We start from the raw sequence: 20910 nt of genomic DNA, 5'->3' as shown, positions 1-20910 counted from the left end.
TCTTCCTTGCCTGCAGCCATAGCGTTTCCAAGAGGCGGACGAGGACGTCCGCGCTCCCAGAAAGATCACGTCGCATTTATCCCAGCACGGATTTCACCGCCTTGGCCGCCGCCGACACCACGATGTCGGCTTCCTCGCGCGTCAGGCAGAGCGGCGGCGCAAACCCCATGATGTCGCCCTGTGGCATGGCGCGGCCGATGACGCCATTCTCAAGCATCGTGGCGACCACGCGCGGGCCGACCTTTTCGGACGCGTCGAAGAAGACGCGGTCGTCGCGATCCCGGACGAGTTCGACGGCCGCCATCAATCCCTCGCCGCGCACTTCGCCGACACGGGCGTGCGCGCCGAGCGCATCCGTCAGCGCCTGCTTGAAATAGGCGCCGACGCTGCCGGCATTGGCGACCAGGTCGAGTTCGTCGACGAGTTCGAGATTGGCCACGCCCGCAGCCGCGCAGAGCGGATGGGAAGAATAGGTCCAGCCATGCCCGATGGCGCCGAACTCGTCCGAGCCCTTTTCGAGGATGCGCCAGACCTTTTCCGACACGATCACGCCGGAGAGCGGCGCATAGGCCGAGGTCAGGCCCTTGGCAATAGTGATCAGGTCCGGCTTGATGCCGTAATGGTCCGAGCCGAACATCGAGCCGAGCCGGCCGAATCCGGTGATGACCTCGTCGGCGATCAGCAGGATGTCGTATTTGGTGAGAACGGCCTGGATCTTCTCCCAATAGGTCCGGGGCGGCGGCACGATGCCCCCCGTGCCGAGCACGGGTTCACCGATGAAGGCGGCAATCGTATCAGGCCCCTCGGCCTGGATGAGTTCCTCGAGCTTGGCGGCGCAATGATCGGCGAATTGCTCCTCGGTCTGCGAACGATCTTCCCGGCGGAAATAATACGGGGCCTCGGTGTGCAGGACAGGCGGCTTGGGCAGGTCGAACAGATTGTGGAAGGCGGCAAGGCCGGTGAGGCTGCCCGACATCAGCCCCGAACCATGGTAGCCGCGCCAGCGCGAGATGATCTTCTTCTTCTCGGGGCGGCCGAGCACATTGTTGATGTACCAGACCAGCTTGATGTTGGTCTCGTTGGCGTCCGAACCCGACAGGCCGAAGAAGACGCGGCTCATCCCTTCCGGCGCCCGGTCGATGATCATCTTGGCCAGGGTGATCGAGGGCTGGGAGCCATGGCCGACATAGGCATGGTAATAGGGCAACTGCGCTGCCTGCTCGGCGATCGCCTCGGCGATCTTGGTACGGCCATAGCCGACATTGACGCAGTAAAGCCCGGCGAAGGCGTCGAGACTGCTCTTGCCATTGCGATCGGTGATGTAGACCCCCTCCGCGCCGGTGATGATGCGGTTGGGCGTCTCGCCGCGGGCATGCTGGGCCATATGGGTCGAGGGATGGAAGAAGTGATCGCGATCCCAGGCGGTGAATTCATTGTCGGAAACGGCGCGGTCGAGCATGTCGGCTCCTTTCAGGCGAGGTCGAAACAGTCAAGCGAGGTCGAGACAGGTATATTTGAGATCGGTGAAGGCTTCGAGGCCGTGGCGCGAGCCTTCGCGCCCCATGCCGGATTGCTTGACACCGCCGAAGGGGATGGGCGCACCGGTCAGCTTCACGCGGTTGACGACCACCATCCCGTATTCCAGTGCGCGGCTCACGCGCAGCGCTCGGCCGGTGTTCTCGGTGACGACATAGGCGACAAGGCCGTACTCCGTGGCATTGGCGCGCGCCACCACTTCCTGCTCGTCGTCGAAGGGCGTGATGCTGGCAACCGGCGCAAACACCTCCTCCCACATGATCAGGGCGTCATCTGGGACGTCGGCGAGGACGGTCGGTGGCACAAAGAGCGATCCGGATTCAATGTCGCCACCCGTCAACTTGCGGGCGCCTCGCTGCAAGGCATCGGCGATGCGCTCTTTGGTGCGGGCGACGGCCCGTTCATGCATGAGCGGACCGATGTCGGTTTCTTCTTCCAGGCCATGCCCGAGCTTGAGCCCGGCGACGCGCCGGCTGAATTCCTCGCAGAAGGCTGGGTAGAGCGAGCGCTGGACGAAGATGCGATTGGCCGCCAGGCAATCCTGCCCCGAGGTCGCGAATTTCGCATCGAGCGCGATCTTGATTGCGCGATCCAGATTCGCGTCACCGAAGATGATGAGCGGTGCATTGCCGCCGAGTTCCATCACGAGGCGCTTGACGCTGGGTGCGCATTGGGCGGCGATCAGGCGCCCGATCTCGGTTGAACCGGTGAAGCTGACCACCCGCACGCGGGTATCCTCGCACAGGCGCCTGGCGATCGGAGCAGCCTCGCCGGTGACGACGTTGAAGACGCCTGCGGGCAAGCCGGCGCGTTCTGCCAGCTCAGCCAGGGCAAGGGCAGAGAGCGGCGTATAGGACGACGGATGAAGCACGACGGTGCAGCCGGCCGCCAAGGCCGCCGCCGCCTTGCGGGTCACCATGGCCGACGGGAAGTTCCAGGGCGTCAGCAGGGCGGCGACGCCGAGCGGCTCACGGGAAACCTGCATATGCGCTCCGGGAAGGTGGCTGGTCACGCTCTCGGCGTTCACGCGCTTGGCTTCTTCCGCATACCATTCGACGAAGGAGGCGCCATAGTCGATCTCGCCGCGGCTCTCGGCCAGAGGCTTGCCCTGTTCCAGCGTCATCAGCAAGGCGAGATCCTCGCGTGCGGCGAGAATGAGCTGGTGCCAGGCGCGCAGGCGGGTGGCCCGTTCCTGCGGCGGCAGTGCCTTCCAGGCCGGGAAGGCTCTGGCGGCGGCATCGACCGCCCTGCCCGTTTCTTCCGCCCCCAGGCAGGCGATATGGGCAAGAATGGCGCCGGAGCCGGGATCCCGCAGCTCGAAGCTTGCGGCTTGCCTCCCCTGCACCCAGCGGCCGTCGATATAGGCGAGTTCCCTGAGCAGTCGTCGGTCGTTGAGCCGGCCGAGCGCGGGATGGCCGACTTGTTTCAGAGCGGTGGCGATCATCGAAGAAACTCCGGTGGCGTCATGTCCTGAAGGTTAGCCCGAGGCGCTGCGAGAATGTCTCGCTTCCCCCCTGCCCTCACCGTCAAAGCTTCGGTATTTGCCGGGGCGCGCCGACAGATTATCGGCCTCACAACACCGACTGCAGGAACTCGCGCGTCCGCGCCTGTTCGGGATTGGAGAAGATGCGATCGGGCTCGCCCTGCTCGACGATCCTGCCCTTATCGAAGAAGCAGACGCGGTCGGAAACCTCGCGGGCAAAGCGCATCTCGTGGGTGACCAGCAGCATGGTGAGGTCATGCTCGCTGGCCAGGGAGCGGATCACCCCCAACACCTCTCCGACGAGTTGGGGGTCGAGCGCGGATGTCGGTTCGTCGAACAGGAGGACCCGGGGACGCATGGCAAGGGCACGCGCGATGGCGACGCGCTGCTGCTGGCCACCGGAAAGCTGGCTTGGGAAGTGATCCTTCTTGTCGACCATGCCGACCATGCCGAGCAAATCGAGGGCCCGGCATTCCGCTTCCTCTCGCTTCAGACCGAGAACGGCGATGGGCGCCTCCACCACATTGCGCAACACGGTCATGTGCGGAAACAGGTTGAAGCTCTGGAACACCATGCCGACCTGTGTGCGGATCTGGCGCAGATGCCGCTCGCTGGCCTTGAACGGGCCGTGGCCACCGGGTTCGTGATAGCCGATGCCGCCAAGTTCCAGCGTGCCGTCCTGAAAGGGTTCGAGCGTCATCAGGATACGCAGCACCGTGGTCTTGCCTGATCCCGAAGGACCGATCAGCGAAACCTTCTCCCCCGGCGCGACGGTGAAGTCGAAATCATGCAGGACCGTCAGGGTGCCGAAGCGCTTGCTCACATTGGAAAAGCGAATGATGTCGGATTGGGCGTTCTTGGTCATCGCATCGGTATCCCTGCTTTCGGCAAGGCCCTTTCCAGCCGGTGGACGCCGGCGGAACAGACCAGGGTAAGGATGAGGAAGATGATGCCGACCATGCTCAGCGGCACCAGATATTCGAAGGTATTTTCGCCGATCATGTTGGCGAGGCCGAGCATTTCCAGCACCGTCACCACCGAGAGCACGGGCGTCTCCTTCAGCATGGCGATCAGGTAGTTGCCCATGGTGGGCAGGATGCGCGGCACCATCTGGGGAATGATCACGTTCTGATAGAGCTGCCAGCGCGACATGTTGAGGGCGGTGGCGGCCTCCCATTGTCCGCGTGGCACCGCTTCGATGCCGCCACGGTAGACCTCCGACGTATAGGCCGAATATTGCAGGCCGAGCGCGATGGCGCCCGTCAGGAAGGCCGGCAGGGCGATGCCGTAGTCGGGCAGGACGTAATAGAGGAAGAAGAGCTGCACCAGGAGCGGCGTGTCACGCAGGAACTCGACGACGAAGGCGGTCCCCCAACTCACCACGGCAAAGCGGCTGCGCCGCATCAGGGCGAAGACGAGGCCGAGCACCAGGGCGATGGCAAAGCCTGCCGCTGCGGCCTGCAGCGTCACGGTGAGGCCGATGAGCAGGATCGGCAGGATCGACTGCGCATAGGTCAGCGGCGTCGATGGATCCCATTCGAAACCATACATCATGAGTGCACCGCCTTCGGAAAGGCCGCGCCGCGGCGCACCAGGCGTTCCAGGAAGCGCATGGCAACCATGATCACCAGCGACATCAGGAAGTAGCCCACGAGAGTGAGGGTGTAGATCGTCGTTGAGTCCTGCGTCAGGTTGCGCAGGGTCTGCGCCCGGAAGGTCATGTCCGCGATCGAGATGAACGACACCAGCGAGGAAAGCTTCAGCGTCTCGATGGCGAGGTTGCCGAAGGCCGGCATCATCTCGACGATGGCCTGGGGCAGCGTGATGTGCAGCAATTTGTGTACCGGGCCGAAATTCAGGGCCCGCGCCGCCTCATGCTGTTGCTGCGGCACCGATTTGAGGCCGGCCCGCACGATTTCCGAGCCATAGGCGCCGACATGCATCGAGAGGACGAGGATGCCCGTGGATACCGGGGAGAAGGAAAAGCCAACCAGTGGCAGTGCGTAATAGAACCAGAACAGCTGTACCAGCAGCGAGGTGCCGCGGAACAGCTCGGTATAGCAAAGCGCGATGATGGACAGGATGCGCCCGCCCTCGACCCTGACGATCCCGGCCAGGAAGGCCAGGAAAGCGCCGATGGCCAGCGAGGCCAGGGTGATCTCGGCAGTGATCAGCGCACCCCGGCCAAGGGCAGGCAGATAGGAGATCCAATGCATGAGGCTCCCTCGTCGGTTTTGTAGGCCCGGACTCATGGGCCTTGCCATTGCCTCCACGGGCCAGCGTGCGCGCGAAGGCTCAGCTCTCAAGATAGAGCACGAGAATCCTTCCCCGACTTCGGGGAAGGTGGACCGGCAAAGCCGGGCCGAATGGGGGTGGGTGGTGCGGCCTTATGGGTCTATGGCCCTCTCAGTGCCACTCTCCCCCTTCCGTCGCTGCTGTGCAGCGACACCTTCCCCGAAACCGGGGAAGGATTACGCACCTCATTTGGCGATCGTTCTACGTGTATTAGCGAACTCTCGGAGATGGGCTGGACGGTTCAGTCGTCATTTACCCGCACAGAGATCCGCGACCTTCTTCTCGGCGGCGGCCTTGATGCTGGCCTCGCTCAATCCGTAATTGGTGAGGATCGCCTTGTATTCGTCGCTCTTGCGGAATTCCACGAGGGCAGCGTTGTAGGCCTCGCGCAGATCCTTGTCCTCCGGACGGAAGGCGAAGCCGCCATAGTTGCGTACCGGCTTGCCGTTGACGATCGGATCGGTGAACGGCTTGACCTGTTCCACCTCCTTCTGGCCCTTGGCGAGGCTGGCGACCGTCAACTCGGTTGCCGCATAGGCGTCGGCCCGGCTCTTCACCGTGGCGATGGCATCGGCATTGGCCTGGATGAAGACGACCTGGTCATCCTTAACCCCGACGGCGCGCAGGAAGTCGATATTGTTGGCACCCGACACCACCGCGACCTTGAGCGAGGGATCCTTGGCGATATCGGCATAGGTCGTCAGCTTCTTGGGATTGCCGGCCTTGACCAGGAGGCCTTCGCCATAGCTGGAATTGGGTTCGGTGAAGGCAACCTGCTTGCAGCGTTCGGGGGAGATGTTCTGCTCGGCCGCCACGAAATCATAGCGCCGCGCCTTGAGGCCGGGGATCAAGGTGCCGAAGGGGGCGACCGTCCAGGCGATGTCGCTGACGCCCATCTTCTTGAGAACGGCGATGGCCACTTCCGGACCGATGCCGGCCGCCGTGCCGTCTTCCTTGGTGAAACCGTAGGGAACCTCGTTGGCCGTAACGGCGCGGACGAAGCCGTTGCTCTTGACCTCCTCGAGGGTGGTAGCCTGGACGCCGGCCACGCTCATGGCGAGAGCCAATCCGGCAAGGCCGGCAAGTCGGGGCAGTTTCATCATCTCATTCTCCTGTCTGGTGTGATTGCCTGCCTGGTTGTGTCCGGCAGATCTGTTGTCGATTGTCAGGCGTGGTCCTCGATGGTTGCGATCACCGAGAGGCAGTCGCCGGCCTTGATCAGGCCGGGGAAATGGCGGGCCGCGAGCAGGCCATCCAGTGCGGCCCGATGTTCATAGGGCGACGACCCGGTGCGGCCGATTGGATATATACGGGCGACAACTTCATTCTTGGCGACGGGCTCGCCGAGGTCCTTGAGGAACTCGACCAGTCCTTCTTCCGGGCTGAAGCCGAAACAGTCCGACGAGGGCATGTCGAGCCAGCGCGTCTCGCCGATCTTAGGCTGCCCAGCCAGGATGCCGGCATGTCGGAGGAGATTGGCGACCCCGCGCTTGGCGATACCCGCGGAGCGCGCCGTGGCGGTGCCGCCGCCGCCGAGTTCGGTGGTGACGAAGACTTTGCCGGCCGTCTCGGCAGTGGTGTCGAACATGCCGACGGCATCGATTTCGATCATGCGCATCGACCACGGCGCCGAGAAAGCCGCCACGGCGGCAAAGCAGCGGTCTTCCTGTGCCTTGTCGGGCAATTCGTGTGCCGCGGCATAGGGAAGGAAATCCAGCGTCCGCCCGCCCGAATGGAAGTCAAGCACGATGTCGGCCAGAGGCAGCAGGCATCGCGTGACATAGTCGGCGATCTTCTCGGTGACGCTGCCGTCCGGCCGCCCCGGAAAACTGCGGTTGAGATTGCCCTTGTCGATCGGCGAGGTGCGCCTGGCGGCCCGAAAGGCCGGGTAGTTCAAGGCGGGCACGATGATGACGCGCCCGCTCACATCCCCTGCCTGCAGCGTGCGGGCAAGGTCGAACAGGGCGATCGGCCCCTCATACTCGTCGCCGTGATTGGCGCCGGTCAAAAGGGCGGTCGGCCCCTCGCCGTGCTTCACCACGGTGATCGGAATCACCACCGATCCCCAGGCGGAATCGTCCCGGCTCCAGGGCAGGCGCAGATGGCCGTGCTGGATGCCGTCGGCGTCGAAATCGACGCTGGCGCTGATCGGGGACGGGCGCAGGATCGGATCGGCGTTCATGGTTTCACGAAGAGCTGGCGCGGCACATTGGCGAGACAATCCACGCCGTTCTCGGTGATCAGGATGCTCTCGGTGATCTCCAGTCCCATGTTTTCGAGCCAGAGTCCGGTCATGAAATGGAAGGTCATGCCGGGACGCAGCTCCGTGCGGTCGCCCGGCCGCAGGCTCATGGTGCGCTCGCCCCAATCGGGCGGATAACTCAGGCCGATCGGGTAGCCGGTGCGGTTATCCTTGACGATGCCGTATTTCTTGAGCACGGCGAAGAAGGCGTTGGCGATGTCCTCGCAGGTGTTGCCGGGCCTGGCCGCGGCGAGCCCGGCTTCCATGCCCTCCACGGTGGCCTTCTCGGCGTCGAGGAAGGCCTGGGTCGGCTTGCCGAGAAAGACGGTGCGTGACAGTGGGCAGTGATAGCGCCGGTAGCAGCCGGCGATCTCGAAGAAGGTCCCCTCCCCGGTTTTCATCGGCAGGTCGTTCCAGGTCAGATGCGGCGCGGAGGCCTCCTCGCCCGACGGCAGGAGAGGCACGATGGCGGCATAGTCGCCCCCGAAACCATCGACGCCCCGAATGGCGGCATCATAGATCTCGGCGACGAGATCGCTCTTGCGCATGCCGGGCTCGACCTTGTCGAGGATGCGCTGGTGCATCGCCTCGACGATGCGGCCTGCCTTGCGCATATAGTCGATCTCGGTCGGGCTCTTGACCGCCCGCTGCCAATTGACCAGCGACAGGCAATCCTTGAAACGGGCATTGGGCAGATGCCGGACCAGCGAGGCATAGGCCGCGGCGCTGAACCAGTAATTATCCATCTCGACGCCGATCGTGCCCTTGGCCCAGCCCCGCCGCTCGATGATGCCGGACAGATAGTCCATCGGATGGCGTTCGGTGGACTGCACATAGTGATCGGGGTAGCCGACAATGTTGTCGTGAGCGAGCCAGGCGGTGCGCTTGGCACCGTTAGCATCCTGTCCGCGGCCGAACCAGACCGGTTCTCCCTCGCCCGCAACCAGAACGCATTGATGGACATAGAAGGACCAGCCGTCATAACCGGTGAGCCAATGCATGTTCGAAGGATCGGTGACGACAAGCAGATCGATGCCCGCCCTGGCCATGGCGGCTCGCGTCTTGGCCAGGCGCTCGGCATATTCCTCGCGGCTGAAATTGAGCGTGGGCGCAATCATTCCGTCACTTTCCCTTGATTGTCTCGAAAGTCTGGCCCGCTCCGGTGGCGGCGGCCCGGCGAAAAGCGAGTGTGGCGATGGCGGTATCCTGCACGCCGGTGCCGGTCAGGTCGCAAAGGGTGATATCGGCGTCGCTCCGGCGCCCCTTGGCCCTGTCGGCGATAACCTGTCCCAGTTCGGCAAACGCAGCATCGGCACCAGCGGTTCCCGCTCTGATGGCATGGGCAAGTTCGCCGAGCCGCCTTGTCTGCGCGAGACTGTCGGCGACATAGACCGCCTTGCGGAAGACGGCCGGATCCACTTCGTTCTTGTGCTCGGAATCCGAGCCCATCGCCGTGACATGCTGCCCGGGTGCCAGCCACTCGGCTTTGAGAACCGGACTTTCGGCCGGGGTCGTGGTGACGATGATGTCCGCCCCGGCGCAGGCAGCCTCGACGCTGGCGGCCGGCGCGACCGGAATGCCCAGGCGCTGCGACAGGTCCTCGGCCGTAGCCGCAGCCTTGGCGGCATCGCGAGCCCAGAGCTTGGCCCGGTCGATCGGCCGGACCAGGCGGAGTGCTTCGAGCTGTAGCCGGGCCTGCTCGCCGGCGCCGATGATGGCGGCCGTGCGGGCATCTGCCCGTGCGAGATGACGGGCCGCGACCGCTCCGGCCGCTGCGGTGCGGATCTGCGTGAGATAGCCGTTGTCGAGCAGCAGGGCTTCGACCAGGCCGGTCCGGCTGCTCAGCAGCACCATCAGGCCGTTGAGGCTGGGAAGGCCGAGCCGGGGATTGTCGAAGAATCCCGGGCTGATCTTGATGGCAAAACCCTCGACGCCGGGAATATAGGCCGTCTTGACGTCCACCTCACCGCGATGCTCGGGAATGTCGAGCCGCAGGATCGGCGGCATGGCCACCGCTTCGGTCGCGAGAGCCAGGAAGGCCCGCTCGACGCAATCGACGGCAGCCGCATCGAGCGCCACGCAACGGCGCAATTCGGCTTCGGTCAGCACGATCATGCCGCCACTCCCTCCTCCACGATGCGCCGATGCAGGCCCGGGTCGATGTTACGGCCGGAAACCACGATCGCCGTCGGTCCCGACGGCCTGACCTTGCCGGCCAGCAAGGCGGCGATGCCGACGCCCGCGGCTCCCTCGACGATTTCATCTTCGGCGGCGAAGGCATGCCGGATGCCGGATGCCACCTCCTCTTCGGTCAGCAGGATGACCTCGTCGAGGAAGGCGCGGCACAGGGCGAAACTGTGGCGATTGGCGAGCCCGATGCCCCCGCCGAGCGAATCCGCCAGCGTCGGCAACTCCTCGACCTGCACCGGCTCGCCGGCCAGCAGGCTGGCATGCATGGCCGCGCCCCGGGTCATCGAAATGCCGATGACCCTGGCCTGGGGGCGGAGCGCCTTGACGGCTGCCGCGATCCCGCCTGCCAGCCCGCCGCCCGACAGCGGCACCAGCACGAGTTCGACTTCCGGCAGGTCCTCGATGATTTCGAGCCCGATCGTTCCCTGCCCCGCGATCACGGCCGGGTGGTCGAAAGGCGGGATTTCGGCAAGGCCCTCCTCTGCCACCAGCCGGTTGACCTCCTCCTGCGCGTCATCCTGGGAGCGGCCGACGATGCGCACCTCGGCGCCGAGCGAGCGGACGGCCTCGACCTTGTTTCCCGGCACCAGCTGCGACATGCACACCACGGCCTGGATAGCCCGGGCTTTGGCCGCATGGGCGACGGCACGACCGTGGTTTCCCGTCGAGGCGGTGACGACTCCCGGGACTCGCTTTTGGGCCGATATGTCCAATGACAGAACGGCGTTGGTTGCCCCGCGAAGCTTGAACGAACCAGTGGTCTGGCGCGTCTCCAGCTTGAGATGAACCGGCAAATTGTCCTGCAAAAGCGATGGCGCGTGGCGCAGCGGCGTGCGAACCACGTGCCCCGCGATCCGCGCATGGGCGGCCCTGATCTCGTCGATGGTGACCGAAACCGGCATCGAACCCATCCCTCCTGGCTTGGGAGGGATGGTGTTACGATACAAAAATCATGTCAATTATTATATTGTAATGATACAGGGGCGATCAGGCAATCAAGCGCGCATCGAATACGGGCGGCAATTGCTCGAAGGTTGCCCGAACCGATGCGAGCGTCTCCGCCAGGGCGGCATGCGACAGCCGCCCACCGAGGCAAATGCGGATCCCGCCGGTACCTGCTTCGCCGGCGACGAAGGGATCGGAAGGCGTTACTGCGATGGCGCGCTGGGCCAAGGCACGCACCAGCCCCTCCTCCGTCCAGCGCGGCGGCACTTTCAGCCAGGCGCAAAGCGAAAGGGGATGGTTGGAGGCGACGATATCGCCGAGCACCTGGGTCACGATGGCCTGGCGGGCGCGGGCTTCCTGGCGCTGCAGGCCGAGAAGGGCCTCGGCGGTGCCGTCCTCGATCCACAGCGAGGCGATCTCGGCGGGAAGATTGGTGGCGCTCCAGCTCGTGACCCGCATAATGCTGCCGACGCGGATCGAATAGGCCGGCGGCACCACGAGATAGCCGACGCGCAGCCCCGTCATCACCGATTTGGTCATCGAAGTGGCGAAGAAGCCGAGTTCGGGCAGCATCTGGGCGATCGAGGGCAAAGGCTCGTCGAGAAGGGGCTTGTAGACCTCGTCCTCGATCACGAAAATGCCGTAGCGGCCCGCGATGTCGGCAATCGCCCGCCGACGTTCGGCACCGGCCACGTGGCTGGTCGGATTGCCCAGCGAGGGAATGAGGACGAGCGCCTTGACGCCGCCCGCCGCGCAGGCGGATTCCAGAGCCTCTGGCAGGATGCCTTCGGCATCCGTCGGCAAGCCTCGCAGTGTGAAACCCAGCAACGAGGCTAGGCCGATGATGCCGTGATCCGTCAGGTTTTCGGTCAGCACGAGGTCACCGGGATGGACGACCGAGGCCACGGCCAGGAAGAGGCCATGGGCCGCGCCATTGGTGATCAGGATGCGTTCGGATTCGGCTTCCACGCCGAGCCCGCGCAGCCAGAGCCTGGCCGCGGCGCGGTGCCGGTCGAGCCCGGCGATCGGACGGCAGGTGCGCATGAAGGCGCTGTTGTCCCCGTCGCCCAGGCGCGCCATCACCTGTCGCGAGGCACGCTCATGTGCCTCGGTGTAGACGGCGCGGATGATGGACAGGTCGGCCGTCTGGCCGGGGGAACGATCGAGCATGAAGCGTTCGGCGCGCTCGGTCACCCGGTCCCGCACGAAGGTGCCCCGCCCGACCTCGCCGCGCAGGATCCCGCGCCGTTCCGCTTCCTTGTAGCTGATGCTGACCGTCTGCACCGAAACCTTGAGGGCGTGAGCAAGGTCGCGATGGGTCGGCATGCGCGTTCCCGGCTTCAGGACCTCGGCCTCGACATCGGCAATGATCAGGTCGGTCAGCAGCTTGTGCTTGGTGACGCCCTTGCGGCGCGGTAGGACTGGCCGCCATTCTGCTGCAGCCGCCAGAGGCGCGCGCGATTCGACAAATCGCGCAGACCGGTCAGAATTGGAGAATGACATGAAATTGTCCTGATACAATACCCAAGCCCATCCGTATTATACCAATCCATTCGCCGGCGCCATGTTGAAACTCGACAAGATCGATCTGAAGATCCTCGCGGCCCTGCAGCGCGATGGCCGCATCACCAAGCTGAACCTCGCCGCCGAGGCAGGCCTGTCGGCAGCCGCGTGCTGGGAACGGCTGCGCCGCCTGGAAAAAGCCGGGGTGATAGCCCGCTACGGCGCCGTCATCGACGCGGCCCGGCTGGGGCGCTTTGCCACCGTGCTGGTCGAGATCACGCTCAAAAGCCATCGCCAGGCGGATTTCCAGCGCTTCGAGGCCGCGGTGATGCGCGAGCCTGCCATCGTCGCCTGTGACGCCGTCGGGGGTGGCATCGATTATCTTCTGCGCGTGGTGACCACCGACATCGATTCCTACCAGCGCCTGATCGATGCTTTGCTCGAGGCCGAAATCGGCATCGACCGCTATTTCACCTATATCGTCACGAAGACCATCAAGCAGACCGGATTCCCGCTCGAAATCGTCGAAGCGTCCGTCTCCTGAGTTGCTGCCGACAGGATTGGATCCCAATGACCGCCCTACCCACCTTCCTGGACTTTCCCGCCCACCTTGCCGGCGACCGCACGCCTCGAATGGTGATCTTCGGTGCCGGCCATGGCAGCACCTATCCCGCCAAGGACAGCACACCCTATGCCTTGGCGCCGGACTCCATACGCGCCGCCAGCCAGGAGGATTCCGGTCTGGTCGAGCATTGGGATTTCGACCTGGGTGGGCCGCTCTTCGACGGCAAGCCCGGTTCCTGCGTCGATATCGGCAACATCGAGACTGTCATGCACGACAATGCCACGAACCGGGATCGGATCGAGGCGAAGACGCGCGAGATCCTGGCGGCGGGGGCCGTACCTCTCCTGCTCGGCGGCGACGATTCCGTCCCCATTCCCTTCCTTGCCGGCTTTGCCGATCACGCCCCGGTCTGGATCCTGCAGATCGATGCCCATATCGACTGGCGCGACGAACTGCACGGCGAACGCCAGGGCTATTCCAGCCCGATGCGCCGCGCGAGCGAGATGGCGCATGTGGCCGGCATCGTGCAGGTCGGCATGCGGGGCGTCGGCAGCGCGCGCCTGGCAGAAATAGAGGCGGCCCGGACCTATGGCAGCCGCCTGGTCACCGCCCGTGAGATTCACGTCCAGGGCATCGAGGCTGCGCTCCAGTACATTCCCCCGGGTGCGCAGGTCGTCGTCACCCTCGATTGCGATGGCCTCGACCCCGGCGTCCTGCCGGGAGTGGCAGCCCGCACGCCGGGCGGCCTCAGCTATACCCAGGTGATCGACCTGATCGCAGGCCTCGGCAAGCGGGCAAGGATCGCGGGCTTCGATCTCGTCGAACTCTATCCGCCCGCCGACGAAAGCGGCCTGTCGGCGCTTACGGCCGCGCGGCTTCTCGTCAATGTGATCGGTACCATCGCGCGGCAGGTTTGAAAGCCTGCGGGCTCTGGTAGCATGATGGTCCGACAAGGTTTCATCCGCCGTCGAGAGGACATCCCATGCGCCTTGCCCGCTTCGTTCTGCCTTTACTTGCCCTTTTCGTTGCCACGCCCGCCTTCGCCAAGATGGTGGTCAAGCCGGTCGATTGGACCTTGGACGGCACGACCTTCAAAAGCCAACTGATCTATGACGACGCCGGCAAGGCCAAACGACCCGGCCTGGTCATGGTGCCCAACTGGTATGGCGTCGGCGACACCGCCGTCGAGAAGGCGAAGAAGATCGCGGGCAAGGATTACGTCATCCTGCTCACCGACATGTATGGCGAGGGTGTTCGCCCCAAGAACGACGATGAAGCCAAGGCCGCCATCGGGCCGCTCTATGGCAATCGAGCTCTGATGCGCAAGCGCATCGACAAGGCCTTCGAGCAATTGAAGGTCAACGCTACCAATGCGCCGGTCGACCAGTCCCGGCTGGCGGCGATCGGTTTCTGCTTCGGCGGCAGCGCCGTACTCGACCTGGCGCGCAGCGGCTCGGACGCCAAGGCCGTGATTTCCTTCCATGGCGGGCTCGGCACCGACGATCCGACGCTAGCCAAGACCATCAAGGCACGCGTGCTCGCCATCAATGGGGCCGACGATAGCGCCACCATGCCGGACGTGCCCAAATTTACCGAGGAGATGCGTGGCAGCCCCGCTGACTGGCAATTCGTCGAGATCGGCCACGCCGTGCATTGCTTCACGGAAACCGAGGCCACCGGCAAGACGGGCAATTGCCGCTACGACGCCAAGGCCGCGGCGAGATCTTATGCGATGATGCGGTCCTGGCTGGCCGAGAGCTTTGCCAAGAATTGATCCAGGCCTGCGACAGTCAGCTTTTATACCAGCATAAGAACCGGCCTTCCCGGCATCGCCGCTCCCAAGCAAAGGAGCGGTGGTGAGGGAGAAGATCATGACCGAGACGGAGAACACGGCAGCCGGAAAATTCGACGCCGGCAGGGCGGCCGAATATGGGGTCCAGAGCCGCATCGCCCTTGCTGGCTATGATGCCTGCCACGAACTTGCCGCCTGCCTACTCGCGGCCGACCTCGGCCGAGGTCGGCCGGCGCGGGTTCTCGTGGCGGGTGCCGGCGGCACCGCCCAGGAAATCGTCTCGGCGGCTCGCCTCGAACCGCTCTGGCACTTCACCGCCGTGGACCCTTCTGCCCCGATGCTCGAACTCGCCATGGCCGCGGTCGGCGAAGCGGGCCTGGTGGCACGAACGACGCCCGTATTGGGCGAGGTCGCGACCCTGCCCGAAGAGCCGATCTATGACGCCGCGACCTTGATCGGCGTTCTGCACCACCTTCCCGGCCTTCCCGCCAAGCAGGCCATCCTCGAGGCGCTGGCAGCCCGTCTCAAACCCGGGGCACCTCTCATCCTGGCCGGCAACCGGCATGTCTATGCGAGCAAGCCGCTCTTTCTCGCGGCCTGGGGCGAGCGCTGGCGCATGCATGGGGCATCGGCCCAAGAGATCACTGCAAAGCTGGGCAAGATCCGGCAGGGCGCCGATCCGCCCGCTTCCGATCAGGAGGTCGCAGAATTGTTGATGCAGGCCGGTTTCGCAGAACCGACCTTGTTCTTCTCGAGCCTGTTCTGGGGCGGCTGGATCACGCATCGGCTTGGCTGAGACTGTGCCTGGCTGGAACGGCCGCGCATCGGTCACAACCCCGCTCGAGCGGCGGAGGAGGATTTCATTCGGGCAGGATCTTCATTCGGTCGCATTCTTCTGTAGATTCTGCGACCAATCTACGAAATTGCCGGAGTCGACCATGAAGATCCTCGCTTTCGCCGCCGGCGCACTGCTCCTGCTGACGGGCAGTGCTTTTGCCGACGGATTTGCTCCCAAGGAGAATAAATTCGCGCCGCCGCCCCTGGATTCCAAGAAAGCGTCCGGTCCCCATGACTGGACGGGGTTCTATGCCGGTGCTCATGCCGGCCTGTCCCAGGGAAGGTCGAAATGGAGCACGGAAGGCGCCAGCCAGTCCTCCTCGGATCTCGGTTCCTCCTTCGGCGCGCATGCTGGCTACAATTACCAATTCAACCGCGGGGTGGTGTTCGGGGGTGAAACCGACGTTTCTCGCTGAGTATCTGTGAAGGGCGCCAGCCGGGCCTGGTGGCTGCAATGACGATGCCTAGACAGACCACGCCAAGACCCGCGACGAAGTTCCAGCCCAGCCTTTCTCCGAGAAACAGCTCCCCCGCGAGGCTGGCTGTGATCGGATTGACCGCGACTGCGATAGCCACCAGCGTCGGCGTCGTATGGGTGACCGCGAAAGACCACAGGAAGAAGACCAGCGCGCTGCCGACAATGCCGAGATAGGTTGCAGCCAGCCAGGCTTCCAGCGAAAGCCCGCGAACATTCGCCAAGCCTCCGCCGATCGCCGCCACCGAAACGAGGCAGAGCGCCCCGATACCCATCGCCATCAGAGTGAAGCGAATAGGCCCTGAACGGGTGACAAAAGGCCGGGACCAGATCGTGTAGAGCGCCATCACGAGCGCCGCCGCGAGCATCAGGAGATCGCCACGCCAGGCGCCTGGAGGCGCTGTGGAGAGCCCGGACAGCAGCGCCAGCGTCACCCCGGACATGGTGACCAGAACGCCCAGGACCTTGCGTGCCGTCATCGCCTCCGCCCGGAAGGCCGTGGCCGCCAGCATGGTCAGGACCGGCAAGGCCGAGAGGGCAATGGCGCCGCGCGCTGCCGTGGTGAAATAGAGCGCAGCATTGAACAGGATCGGAAAAAGCCCAAAGAACAGAAGGCCCAGCCCCGCTACACCTGGCCAGTCGCGCCGCGGCGGCCAGGCTTCACGGTGCAGGCACGCGACCGGCAGGAGGAAGACGAAGCCGAGGCCGAAGCGCAGGGCGCCGAGCGTGATCGGGTCGATCGCCTTCGAGAGCGAGCGTGTGGCGACCACGGCAGTGCCTCCGATACCGCTCGAAAGGACAGCCGCCAGAACACCCCACATCGCCCGCTCCCGTCGTGATCGTTACGGGAACAGGTTAGCGGCGGCGGGGGGTGCGCGGGAATTGCATTTGGTTGATGAACGTCATCATGATCTGTGATGGCCGTCGGATTGCAAGGCTTGACCGCCCCCGGTCTGAATGAATCAAGTTGCCCGGAGGCCTGCGCCGTCGGGCCCTCGTTCCTCTCCTTCGAACGTCGGATCGTCGATCCGATGGGGCTGGCACCGCCGGCAAATCGGCAGAATGAAGCTTGCGGAAGCCGTGACCCACCGATGGCGGCCTGCTCCATAATCCGGCCTTCAGTAGCGCACGACTTCCTTCCGGCAGGCTTCCGTAAAGCCATACAAGAGATCGGATTCCCGAAGTTTTTTGGCATCAAAATGAGAGAAATCCACCTTCTCCGAGGAATATCGCTGAACGATTATTTGAAGGCCTTCTTCCGCTCTTGCGATAACCTCGTCCCCCGGGAATAGTTTCATTCTATTCTTGATAGATTACAGCTTAACAAGTTTTGCTGTGTCGGTCCGATCATTCTCCAGGGTATCGCCGTAGACCCTCGACGCTTCGTCAATAAATTCTCCGAATATTCTTTCTCGCCGTGACATTTCATTGGAAAGGCGCTGAACTCTTTGCTGATAGTTCTGATTGAGCCAGGTCGTTACAAAGGATGCGAACGCCCCGATGCTCGATCCGGCCAGAGCCGCCAAAGCCGACAAATATGCTCCGTCCATGGCTTCCCTTTCCAGAAATTCTCTGTCCCGACGGGGGTATCCCTAGTTCCGGATGAATTATCAAGCAGGCCGCTTACGCGACGGAAAGCGGCGTGGAAAAAATCGGAGCTATGCCGAATACGGATCGGCTAGGCAAGGAAACCGCTCCCTATATCGGGGCCTGTCGGCGCTTTTCATCAAGTCGGCGACGCCGCGTCGAGTGGCGGGCACGGGAAGCGGGCTCATAAGGAAATTGCATTTCTTGCACCGTCGTCATCATGATGCGTGATGACGTTGCCGATGCTCGATCCCGATCTTCTGAGAGCCTTCCTGGCCGTGGCCGATCACCGCTCCTTCACGCGGGCGGCGGCCCGGCTCAATCGCACGCAATCTGCCGTGAGCATGCAGATCAGGCGTCTGGAAATGCGGGTTGCCGCCGAGTTGTTCCGCCGCAACACCACCATGGTCGAGCTTACCCAGGCCGGCGAAAGCCTGGTTACCTATGCCCGGCGCATCCTCGCCCTGAACGAAGAGGCGGTGGGCAAGCTTCGCCAGCACCGGATCGAGGGGCGCGTGCGCCTGGGTGTGATGGACGATTATGGGAGCCATGTACTGCCGTCCCTGCTGGCGCGCTTCCTGACGCTCTATCCCCGCATTCACGTCGAGATGGAGACCGGCCTGACCAGCACCATGCTCGGCCGCCTTGGCGAGAGTTACGACCTCGTCATCGCCATGCACGCCGAGGGGCATGGGAGCGGAGAATTGCTGCGGCTCGAACGGCCGGTCTGGGCCGCCAGTGCGGAGCATCAGGCCTGGCTGGTCGATCCCCTCCCCGTGGCGCTCTATCCGATGGGCTGCCTTTTCCGCAAATGGGCGATCGAAGCCCTCGACGCCGCAAGACGATCATGGCGACTGGCCTTCGTGTCGCATAATCTGGCGACGGTGGAAGCCGTGGCTGCCCAGGGGTTGGCGGTCACCGTGGTGAAATCGAGCTTCCTGCCGCGCAGGTTGCGTAGCCTGTCTCCCGGGGATGGCCTGCCTGCCCTGCCCGGTGCCGAGATCCGGCTTCATCTCGCGCCGGATCCGACACGGGCGGTTGCCATGCTGGCAGATCATCTGCGCGAAGCCTTCGCTGCGATACCGGACGAACTGCCGATCAGGCGCCTTCAGGCGCCATGAGAGATCTCACGCCGCGCGGCTCGCTGACGCACGCAGACTGGAAACGGGCGCGTCATAGTCGAGATCGGGGCCGAGAGGCACGATACGGCTCGGATTGATCCAGGCATGGCTGGCATAATAGTGCTTCTTGATGTGATCCATGGCGATGGTCGGCCGGATCAGCCGATGCTGATGAAGCATCCGTGTATAGTCCCAAAGCGCGGGGTAATCGGCAATCCTGCGCCGGTTGCATTTGAAGTGGCCGTGATAGACCGGGTCGAAGCGCAGCAATGTCGTGAATAGGCGAATGTCGGCCTCCGTCAGGCGCTCGCCCAAAAGGAATGCCTGTCGCGAGAGCCGATGCTCCAGCCAATCCAGCGTCTCGAAGACGGCCCCTACGGCCTCCTCATAGGCGGCTTGCGTGGTGGCGAAGCCTGCCTTGTAGACACCGTTGTTCAAGCTTTCGTAGATGCGCTCGTTGACGGCATCGATCTCCGTGCGGAGCTCGTGCGGATAGAAGTCGCCCGGTCGCGCCCCGACGCTGTCGAAAGCGGAATTGAACATGCGGATGATTTCGGCGGATTCGTTGGAAACGATGCGCCGGCTCTGCTTGTCCCACAGGACGGGCACGGTGACGCGCGTGGTGGCACCGGGATCGCCCAGCGTATAGATTTCGTGAAGCTTGGCCGTGCCGTTCACGCTGTCCGGCATCACGCCGGGGCCCGGATCGAAGCTCCAGCCATCCTCTCCCATCAGCCAGTTGACGATGGAGATGTCGATCAGTCCCTCCAGCCCCTTGAGGCTGCGCATGATCAGGGTGCGGTGCGCCCACGGACAGGCCAGCGAGACATAGAGGTGGTAGCGCCCGGCTTCCGGCTTGAAAGGCGCGTCTGCCTGGGAGGAGATCCAGTTGCGATAGACGGAGGGCGGGCGCCTCAACCGGCCGTCAGCCATCAGCTTCGAGGGAGTTGTGCGATGCCATTGTCCGTCGATCAACTCGCCCATGATGCAGCCTCACGCTTATCCAATCCGCCTCGACGCACCGGCAGGCGGCCGCCGGTGGAAGCAATGCTGGCACGGGGCGGCCCAGCCGAATAGTCGAGTTCGATAGAACCTATCTGTCGATGAAATCGATAAGAAGCGCCCTGCACGCTGGCCTGCAGCCGCATCCGCAAGCATGATCGAGGTCGATCTCCCGTTGCCGATGCAGCAATGCTGCGCGCCACCGCGTCCTATTTGCGCGAAACCAGCGCTGCCGTCACGCCCAGGCCGATGAAGGACAGGCCGGCGAACCAGCGCTGGAAGCGCAGGAAGCGGCGGCTGCGGCGCAGGAAATCCCCCGCCGCGCCGGCTGCCAGTGCAAACATGGCGTCACTCAGCATGCCGAGCCCCATGAAGGTGAAGCCGAGCACGAGGATCTGCCAATGCAGGGCGCCCCGGGCCGGATCGACGAACTGGGGCAGGAAAGCCAGGAAGAAGATCGCCGTCTTCGGGTTGAACAGGTTGACGATGAAGCCTTCCTGAAAGAGCCGATGCAGCGGTTTGGTCGGCCTGGTGGAGAACTCCGGCGGCAGGTCCGGTGCCATCAGCGTGCGGATGCCGATCCAGATCAGATAGGCTGCGCCGAGATATTTGACCACGGAAAAAGCCAGGGTCGAGGACACGACCAAGGCGGAAAGCCCGACCGCCGCGGCGACGATATGGACGATGGTGCCGAGATGGATGCCGAGGACCGAAACCAGGCCCGCGACCTTGCCCCGCTCGACCGAGCGCGCCACGATGAACAGCACCGCCGGTCCAGGCGTCAACAGCAGCGTGACCGATGCGAGAACGAACAGTCCCCAGAGTGTCGGATCAGGCATTGGTCGCTCCTTGTCATTTCTTGCGACGGAGCAAGCCACAAGGTCGGGCGCAAAGCAAGAACCGTGTCAAGGGCCTTGCTTGGCGAAAGGCTCTCCCCTTGCCGAGGGGGTGTTATGCTGGAATATTGCCATCGACTCGTCTGGTCTTGTCGTGCTGGCAAGGCCTGATGCTGGGGCTCCCCGATGAAGCTGTCCGCCTGCACTGCATTCCTCCTCCTGCCACTGCTGGGCACCTCCGTCCTGGCAGAGGAATTCGCACTACCGGACCTGACTGTGGAGCAACCCAGGCACAAGAAACCAGTTGCTGCGGCCAGCAAGGCTCCTGCCTTGGGAAGTCCTGCTTCACAATGGGCTCCGGATGCCAACGACAAGGCATCCAAGGCTTTCACGACTCGGCCGGACATCTGCGATGGCTGTGAAATTAAGCTCAACGCCCGTCAGGTCACGCGGGAAGACCGGCTTCGACGTCCGTTTGAGGAATTCGAGTGAGAGCCGTTC

Annotated in this window: 23 protein-coding genes; 8 read left to right on the top strand and 15 right to left on the bottom strand. The window is 63.9% G+C overall.

The features are described 5' to 3' along the window. Positions 1 to 76: 76 nt before the first annotated feature. The 11 genes from U1R88_RS03065 to ehuR all read right to left on the bottom strand — a co-directional run bounded on the left by U1R88_RS03065 (position 77) and on the right by ehuR (position 12194). A complete protein-coding gene (locus tag U1R88_RS03065; protein WP_322429911.1) occupies positions 77 to 1459 on the bottom strand; it encodes an aspartate aminotransferase family protein in 1383 nt (460 codons plus the stop codon). A gap of 30 nt (positions 1460 to 1489) precedes the next feature. Further along, the gene (locus U1R88_RS03060) at positions 1490 to 2980 is read right to left on the bottom strand and encodes an NAD-dependent succinate-semialdehyde dehydrogenase (protein WP_322429910.1); all 1491 of its coding nucleotides are present in this window, start codon (positions 2978 to 2980) and stop codon (positions 1490 to 1492) included. A gap of 127 nt (positions 2981 to 3107) precedes the next feature. Beyond that, positions 3108 to 3884 carry an ectoine/hydroxyectoine ABC transporter ATP-binding protein EhuA gene (gene ehuA, locus U1R88_RS03055; RefSeq protein ID WP_322429909.1) on the bottom strand — a complete coding sequence of 259 codons (777 nt, stop codon included), beginning with the start codon at positions 3882 to 3884 and terminating at the stop codon, positions 3108 to 3110. Further along, complete coding sequence (ehuD, locus tag U1R88_RS03050; RefSeq protein WP_322429908.1) at positions 3881 to 4573, bottom strand: ectoine/hydroxyectoine ABC transporter permease subunit EhuD; 693 nt, start codon at positions 4571 to 4573, stop codon at positions 3881 to 3883. The genes ehuA and ehuD overlap by 4 nt, the downstream gene beginning before the upstream one ends. Then, complete coding sequence (gene ehuC / locus U1R88_RS03045) at positions 4570 to 5235, bottom strand: ectoine/hydroxyectoine ABC transporter permease subunit EhuC (RefSeq protein ID WP_068282870.1); 666 nt, start codon at positions 5233 to 5235, stop codon at positions 4570 to 4572. The genes ehuD and ehuC overlap by 4 nt, the downstream gene beginning before the upstream one ends. 327 nt (positions 5236 to 5562) lie before the next feature. After that, positions 5563 to 6414: an ectoine/hydroxyectoine ABC transporter substrate-binding protein EhuB gene (ehuB, locus tag U1R88_RS03040; protein ID WP_322430499.1), complete on the bottom strand. Its 852-nt coding sequence runs from the start codon at positions 6412 to 6414 to the stop codon at positions 5563 to 5565. A 65-nt stretch (positions 6415 to 6479) separates the two neighbouring features. Beyond that, positions 6480 to 7496, bottom strand: coding sequence for a N(2)-acetyl-L-2,4-diaminobutanoate deacetylase DoeB (gene doeB / locus U1R88_RS03035; RefSeq protein ID WP_322429907.1), 1017 nt, complete (start codon positions 7494 to 7496; stop codon positions 6480 to 6482). Then, a complete protein-coding gene (doeA, locus tag U1R88_RS03030) occupies positions 7493 to 8671 on the bottom strand; it encodes an ectoine hydrolase DoeA (RefSeq protein ID WP_322430498.1) in 1179 nt (392 codons plus the stop codon). The genes doeB and doeA overlap by 4 nt, the downstream gene beginning before the upstream one ends. 7 nt (positions 8672 to 8678) lie before the next feature. Next, positions 8679 to 9671, bottom strand: coding sequence for an ectoine utilization protein EutC (gene eutC, locus U1R88_RS03025; protein ID WP_322429906.1), 993 nt, complete (start codon positions 9669 to 9671; stop codon positions 8679 to 8681). Next, positions 9668 to 10648 (bottom strand): hydroxyectoine utilization dehydratase EutB, encoded by a 981-nt coding sequence (eutB, locus tag U1R88_RS03020; protein ID WP_322429905.1) that lies wholly within the window; start codon positions 10646 to 10648, stop codon positions 9668 to 9670. The genes eutC and eutB overlap by 4 nt, the downstream gene beginning before the upstream one ends. A gap of 85 nt (positions 10649 to 10733) precedes the next feature. Beyond that, positions 10734 to 12194 carry a MocR-like ectoine utilization transcription factor EhuR gene (gene ehuR / locus U1R88_RS03015; RefSeq protein WP_322429904.1) on the bottom strand — a complete coding sequence of 487 codons (1461 nt, stop codon included), beginning with the start codon at positions 12192 to 12194 and terminating at the stop codon, positions 10734 to 10736. Positions 12195 to 12258: 64 nt separating this feature from the next. On the opposite strand from ehuR, the gene U1R88_RS03010 reads away from it, so the two are divergent. From U1R88_RS03010 to U1R88_RS02990, 5 genes are all read left to right on the top strand, one after another. Beyond that, the gene (locus tag U1R88_RS03010; protein WP_068283050.1) at positions 12259 to 12738 is read left to right on the top strand and encodes an Lrp/AsnC family transcriptional regulator; all 480 of its coding nucleotides are present in this window, start codon (positions 12259 to 12261) and stop codon (positions 12736 to 12738) included. Between the two features lie 26 nt (positions 12739 to 12764). Next, positions 12765 to 13676: an agmatinase gene (locus U1R88_RS03005; RefSeq protein ID WP_322429903.1), complete on the top strand. Its 912-nt coding sequence runs from the start codon at positions 12765 to 12767 to the stop codon at positions 13674 to 13676. A 65-nt stretch (positions 13677 to 13741) separates the two neighbouring features. Then, the gene (locus U1R88_RS03000; RefSeq protein WP_322429902.1) at positions 13742 to 14533 is read left to right on the top strand and encodes a dienelactone hydrolase family protein; all 792 of its coding nucleotides are present in this window, start codon (positions 13742 to 13744) and stop codon (positions 14531 to 14533) included. Positions 14534 to 14630: 97 nt separating this feature from the next. Then, on the top strand, positions 14631 to 15347 hold the full coding sequence (locus U1R88_RS02995; RefSeq protein WP_322429901.1) for a class I SAM-dependent methyltransferase: 717 nt from the start codon (positions 14631 to 14633) through the stop codon (positions 15345 to 15347). 142 nt (positions 15348 to 15489) lie between these two features. After that, positions 15490 to 15804, top strand: coding sequence for a hypothetical protein (locus U1R88_RS02990; RefSeq protein WP_322429900.1), 315 nt, complete (start codon positions 15490 to 15492; stop codon positions 15802 to 15804). Here the strand turns inward: U1R88_RS02990 and U1R88_RS02985 are convergent. Further along, complete coding sequence (locus U1R88_RS02985) at positions 15758 to 16684, bottom strand: DMT family transporter (protein WP_322429899.1); 927 nt, start codon at positions 16682 to 16684, stop codon at positions 15758 to 15760. The genes U1R88_RS02990 and U1R88_RS02985 overlap by 47 nt on opposite strands. 96 nt (positions 16685 to 16780) lie before the next feature. Between U1R88_RS02985 and U1R88_RS02980 the strand changes: the two genes are divergently transcribed. After that, complete coding sequence (locus U1R88_RS02980) at positions 16781 to 17155, top strand: hypothetical protein (RefSeq protein ID WP_322429898.1); 375 nt, start codon at positions 16781 to 16783, stop codon at positions 17153 to 17155. Positions 17156 to 17176: 21 nt separating this feature from the next. On the opposite strand, the gene U1R88_RS02975 is transcribed toward U1R88_RS02980, so the two are convergent. Then, positions 17177 to 17413 carry a hypothetical protein gene (locus U1R88_RS02975; RefSeq protein ID WP_322429897.1) on the bottom strand — a complete coding sequence of 79 codons (237 nt, stop codon included), beginning with the start codon at positions 17411 to 17413 and terminating at the stop codon, positions 17177 to 17179. Between the two features lie 267 nt (positions 17414 to 17680). Here U1R88_RS02975 and U1R88_RS02970 point away from each other — a divergent pair, with 267 nt between their 5' ends. Then, the gene (locus tag U1R88_RS02970) at positions 17681 to 18571 is read left to right on the top strand and encodes a LysR family transcriptional regulator (RefSeq protein WP_322429896.1); all 891 of its coding nucleotides are present in this window, start codon (positions 17681 to 17683) and stop codon (positions 18569 to 18571) included. A gap of 6 nt (positions 18572 to 18577) precedes the next feature. Here U1R88_RS02970 and U1R88_RS02965 read toward each other — a convergent pair whose 3' ends face one another. Further along, on the bottom strand, positions 18578 to 19555 hold the full coding sequence (locus U1R88_RS02965; RefSeq protein ID WP_322429895.1) for a glutathione S-transferase family protein: 978 nt from the start codon (positions 19553 to 19555) through the stop codon (positions 18578 to 18580). 227 nt (positions 19556 to 19782) lie between these two features. Continuing rightward, positions 19783 to 20412 (bottom strand): LysE family translocator, encoded by a 630-nt coding sequence (locus U1R88_RS02960; protein ID WP_322429894.1) that lies wholly within the window; start codon positions 20410 to 20412, stop codon positions 19783 to 19785. A gap of 183 nt (positions 20413 to 20595) precedes the next feature. Here U1R88_RS02960 and U1R88_RS02955 point away from each other — a divergent pair, with 183 nt between their 5' ends. Then, a complete protein-coding gene (locus U1R88_RS02955; RefSeq protein ID WP_322429893.1) occupies positions 20596 to 20901 on the top strand; it encodes a hypothetical protein in 306 nt (101 codons plus the stop codon). Positions 20902 to 20910 lie beyond the last annotated feature (9 nt).

It is taken from the genome of Labrys sedimenti (assembly GCF_034424805.1).
GTDB classification, from domain to species: Bacteria; Pseudomonadota; Alphaproteobacteria; order Rhizobiales; family Labraceae; genus Labrys; species Labrys sedimenti.
This window is presented reverse-complemented; position numbering and strand designations above follow the sequence as displayed.

Excerpts from the sequence above, each read along its gene's own strand:
- U1R88_RS03065 (WP_322429911.1), bottom strand. The coding sequence starts at position 1,459 with ATGCTCGACCGCGCCGTTTCCGACAATGAATTCACCGCCTGGGATCGC.
- U1R88_RS03060 (WP_322429910.1), bottom strand. The coding sequence starts at position 2,980 with ATGATCGCCACCGCTCTGAAACAAGTCGGCCATCCCGCGCTCGGCCGG.
- ehuA (WP_322429909.1), bottom strand. The coding sequence starts at position 3,884 with ATGACCAAGAACGCCCAATCCGACATCATTCGCTTTTCCAATGTGAGC.
- ehuD (WP_322429908.1), bottom strand. The coding sequence starts at position 4,573 with ATGATGTATGGTTTCGAATGGGATCCATCGACGCCGCTGACCTATGCG.
- ehuC (WP_068282870.1), bottom strand. The coding sequence starts at position 5,235 with ATGCATTGGATCTCCTATCTGCCTGCCCTTGGCCGGGGTGCGCTGATC.
- ehuB (WP_322430499.1), bottom strand. The coding sequence starts at position 6,414 with ATGAAACTGCCCCGACTTGCCGGCCTTGCCGGATTGGCTCTCGCCATG.
- doeB (WP_322429907.1), bottom strand. The coding sequence starts at position 7,496 with ATGAACGCCGATCCGATCCTGCGCCCGTCCCCGATCAGCGCCAGCGTC.
- eutC (WP_322429906.1), bottom strand. The coding sequence starts at position 9,671 with ATGATCGTGCTGACCGAAGCCGAATTGCGCCGTTGCGTGGCGCTCGAT.
- eutB (WP_322429905.1), bottom strand. The coding sequence starts at position 10,648 with ATGCCGGTTTCGGTCACCATCGACGAGATCAGGGCCGCCCATGCGCGG.
- ehuR (WP_322429904.1), bottom strand. The coding sequence starts at position 12,194 with ATGTCATTCTCCAATTCTGACCGGTCTGCGCGATTTGTCGAATCGCGC.
- U1R88_RS03005 (WP_322429903.1), top strand. The coding sequence starts at position 12,765 with ATGACCGCCCTACCCACCTTCCTGGACTTTCCCGCCCACCTTGCCGGC.
- U1R88_RS03000 (WP_322429902.1), top strand. The coding sequence starts at position 13,742 with ATGCGCCTTGCCCGCTTCGTTCTGCCTTTACTTGCCCTTTTCGTTGCC.
- U1R88_RS02995 (WP_322429901.1), top strand. The coding sequence starts at position 14,631 with ATGACCGAGACGGAGAACACGGCAGCCGGAAAATTCGACGCCGGCAGG.
- U1R88_RS02990 (WP_322429900.1), top strand. The coding sequence starts at position 15,490 with ATGAAGATCCTCGCTTTCGCCGCCGGCGCACTGCTCCTGCTGACGGGC.
- U1R88_RS02985 (WP_322429899.1), bottom strand. The coding sequence starts at position 16,684 with ATGTGGGGTGTTCTGGCGGCTGTCCTTTCGAGCGGTATCGGAGGCACT.
- U1R88_RS02980 (WP_322429898.1), top strand. The coding sequence starts at position 16,781 with ATGGCCGTCGGATTGCAAGGCTTGACCGCCCCCGGTCTGAATGAATCA.
- U1R88_RS02975 (WP_322429897.1), bottom strand. The coding sequence starts at position 17,413 with ATGGACGGAGCATATTTGTCGGCTTTGGCGGCTCTGGCCGGATCGAGC.
- U1R88_RS02970 (WP_322429896.1), top strand. The coding sequence starts at position 17,681 with ATGACGTTGCCGATGCTCGATCCCGATCTTCTGAGAGCCTTCCTGGCC.
- U1R88_RS02965 (WP_322429895.1), bottom strand. The coding sequence starts at position 19,555 with ATGGGCGAGTTGATCGACGGACAATGGCATCGCACAACTCCCTCGAAG.
- U1R88_RS02960 (WP_322429894.1), bottom strand. The coding sequence starts at position 20,412 with ATGCCTGATCCGACACTCTGGGGACTGTTCGTTCTCGCATCGGTCACG.
- U1R88_RS02955 (WP_322429893.1), top strand. The coding sequence starts at position 20,596 with ATGAAGCTGTCCGCCTGCACTGCATTCCTCCTCCTGCCACTGCTGGGC.